The sequence below is a fragment of the Mycobacterium sp. 94-17 genome, assembly GCF_035617725.1.
Classification (GTDB): Bacteria; Actinomycetota; Actinomycetes; order Mycobacteriales; family Mycobacteriaceae; genus Mycobacterium.
Genome location: NZ_JAPIYN010000062.1, coordinates 1 through 1,415, shown reverse-complemented (window position 1 = coordinate 1,415; position 1,415 = coordinate 1). Strand labels below are relative to the sequence as shown.

The window sequence follows — 1,415 nt, the reverse complement described above, 5'->3', positions numbered from 1 at the left end:
TCGATCGATCTGCTCCAAGAGGCCGAGCACGCTCGGTTGGATGAGTTCGGTAATCGGGCGGTGTTGAGCCGGGCGGTGACGCCGGTGTCGATACCGGTGTTGTTTGCCGCGCAGGTGGCGCGCACGCCCGGGGCGGTGGCGCTCAGCTGTGCGGGCCGCTCGATGACCTACCGCGAGCTCGATGAGGCGTCGAACCGGTTGGCGCACTTGCTGGCTGGATACGGTGCAGGCCCGGGTGCGTGTGTGGCGCTGCTGTTTTCCCGGTCCGCCGAGGCGATCGTCGCCATCCTCGCGGTGCTCAAAACCGGGGCGGCGTATCTGCCGATCGATCCGGCAGTGCCGGCGGCCCGCATCCAATTCATGGTTGCCGACGCCATGCCCGTTGCCGCGGTCACCACCGCCGCGCACGCTGACCGGCTGCACGAATGCGACCTGGATGTCATCGACATCCACGACCCACATATCGACATCCAACCCGGCATCGCCCTAGCCGCGCCGGCCCCCGACGACCTCGCCCACATCATCTACACCTCGGGCACCACCGGGGTGCCCAAAGGCGTTGCGGTCACCCACCACAACATCACCCGACTGTTCGACGCCCTCGACGTCGGCGTGCAACCGGCGCCCGGCCAGGTGTGGACCCAATGCCATTCCTATGCCTTCGACTTCTCCGTCTGGGAGATCTGGGGGGCATTGCTGCACGGCGCTCGCCTGGTGGTGGTACCCGAGACGGTGACCGGTTCACCACAAGACCTGCACGCCTTGCTGCTTGCCGAGCACGTCACCGTGTGGAGCCAAACCCCCTCCGCGCTGGCCGCCCAGCGCCCCGACGGGCTGGACTCGGTGACGCTGATGGCCGCCGGCGAAGCCTGCCCCGCCGAGATCGTCGACCGCTGGGCACCCGGACGGGTGATGATCAACGGCTACGGCCCCACCGAAACCACCGTCTACGCCACCATCAGCCACCCCTTGACCCCCGATACCACACCGGTGCCCATCGGCACCCCCGTCCCGGGGGCGGCGCTGTTCGTCCTCGACGAATGGCTGCACCCGGTAGCGCCCGGAGTGATCGGCGAACTCTACGTGGCCGGCCACGGCGTCAGCCTCGGATATCTGCGCCGGCCCGCGCTGACCGCCTCACGGTTTGTCCCGTGTCCTTTCGGTGCACCCGGGGCACGCATGTACCGCACCGGAGATCTGGTGCGCTGGGCCACCGATGGACAACTGCACTACTTCGGCCGCGCCGACGAACAGGTCAAAATCCGCGGCTACCGCATCGAACTCGGCGAAATCCACACCGCCCTGGCCGCACTCGACGGCGTCGATCACGCCGCCGTCATCGCCCGCGAAGACCGGCCCGGCGACAAAAGACTGGTCGGCTACCTCACCGGCACCGCCGACCCGACCACCGCACG

General features: G+C 68.3%; 1 protein-coding gene. It reads left to right on the top strand.

Features of this window, described 5'->3' with window-relative positions; genetic code table 11:
* The coding region (locus tag OQ789_RS25605) for an amino acid adenylation domain-containing protein (protein ID WP_324689195.1) at positions 1-1,415 on the top strand (1,415 nt) is incomplete at both ends.